Here is a 1,730-nt window from a genome sequence, read left to right as displayed (position 1 = left end):
CCGCCCCCGGCGCCCCCGGGGATGCCCGGCGGTGCTCCGCCGATGCCGCCCGGCGGGATGCCCCCGGGTACGCCGCCGCCCGGTGTTCCCGTGCCGGGGCAGCCGCCGGCGTACGGCTATCCGCAGCCGCCGGCCGGTCAGCCGACCGTCGGCCCCGGCTACCAGGCCGTGCTGCGCTACCGGGCGCAGGACGGCAGCGAGCAGCAGCTGATCCGGCGTTCGGCGCCGGGTACGCCGCACCCGGAGTGGCAGATCTTCCACGAGCTGCGGGCCATGAACGTGCCGCCGGACCAGGTGCTGGAGCTGCACACCGAGCTGGAGTCGTGCGAGCTGCCGGGCGCGTACTGCGCGCGGATGATCCGTGAGCAGTGGCCGCAGGCGCGGATCACGTCCATCGCCCCGTACGGCACGGATCACGCGAGCCGGCAGCAGGGCATGGGGCAACTGCTGGCCCATCAGGGTGAGTTGCACCAGGTGGCGGACGGTCCGGCGCGTCCCGCGCCGGTGCGTGCGCCGATTCCGCCGGTGCCGCCGGCGCCGCCGGTTCCGCCGGAGGCCGTCGCGCAGGAGCTGGCGGGGGCGTTCGGGCCGGGTGTGTTCCGGTTCGAGCAGGCGGCGGTGTCCCGGCAGGGCGTGCCGCCGGTCGTGGCGCACACCCTGGTGGTGGCGGGGCTGCCGCTGGACATGGGGCCGTTCTTCTGGGCGCAGGCGCAGCCGGGCCGTCCGGTGCCGACGCTGGCGGAGCTGGCGGCGGAGCGGGGTGTGCAGCCGGCTTCGGACGCGGGCTCGTACCTGGTGATGGGCAGCGACTTCGGCAAGGCGATCTGTGTGCAGTACGGCACGGCGAACATCGTCGCGGTGCCGGTGGAGTCCGGGCCGGGCGGTGCGCCGGTTCCGCCGCAGTTCGTGAACACCGGTCTGCCGGAGTTCGCGCGCTGTCTGGCGCTGCTGGGCCGGATGTGGCGGCTGCGGTTCGGGCTGAACCAGGAGCAGGCGGGCCGCTGGACGGTGGACTTCCAGGCGCAGTTGGCCGCGCTGGACCCGGCGGCGCTGGGTTCGCCGGAGAGCTGGTGGTCGGTGCTGCTGGAGCAGATGTGGGACGGGTTGTTGTGACCCGTCGCGGTTGAACCCCGTGTGACGTGAGGAGCCGGGCCCGGTCGTCAGGACGACCGGGCCCGGCTTTTGCGTGCCCTCCTCGCGGAGTGTCGCGTTATGAACACTTCCGTGTCATCCATCAAGATGTGCGCGATTCATCCCATTTCGTGCTCGGTCTTTCGTGCTGGGCTTCGTGTCCGTCGGTGGAGAGGGGTTCCAGGGTGAGCAGCGCATCGGTGTCGTCGCAGGGCTTCGAGGTCGTACGGGGGCGTGGCTACCGTCCTTTGCAGGTGATCGCGTACGTCGAGGCCCTCTCGGACGATCGTGACGCCGCCTGGGAGCGGGCCGCGCGGCTCACCGTCCTCGCCCGTGAGATGGAGGAGGAGCTGGAGCTGCTGCGGGTGCGGGTGGCGGGGCTGGCGCCGCAGACGTACGAGTCGCTGGGGGAGAGCGCGCGACGGCTGTTCGGGCTGGCCGGGGAGGAGGCGGCGGCCGTGCGGGAGTCGGCGCGGCAGTACGCGCGGGACGTGACGGACCTGGCGGAGGACGACGCGGCCGGCGTGCGGGAGGCCGCGCGGACGCACGCCGAGACCGTACGCGCCGGGGCCGACGAGCGGGCCGGGGAGGTGCTGCTG

Annotated in this window: 1 protein-coding gene and 1 pseudogene; both read left to right on the top strand. The window is 73.8% G+C overall.

What is annotated here, in order from left to right:
* Positions 1-1,113: SUKH-4 family immunity protein (locus B7767_RS24755; RefSeq protein ID WP_256923558.1), on the top strand; the 1,113-nt coding region annotated here is incomplete at its 5' end.
* A gap of 203 nt (positions 1,114-1,316) precedes the next feature.
* A pseudogene (locus B7767_RS24750) lies at positions 1,317-1,730 on the top strand (cellulose-binding protein); the annotation flags it as partial.

Source organism: Streptomyces sp. 13-12-16 (assembly GCF_002114215.1).
In the GTDB taxonomy this organism is placed as follows: Bacteria; Actinomycetota; Actinomycetes; order Streptomycetales; family Streptomycetaceae; genus Streptomyces.
The sequence above is the reverse complement of the archived record's forward strand: the minus strand, read 5'-3'. Positions and strand labels throughout refer to the sequence as shown.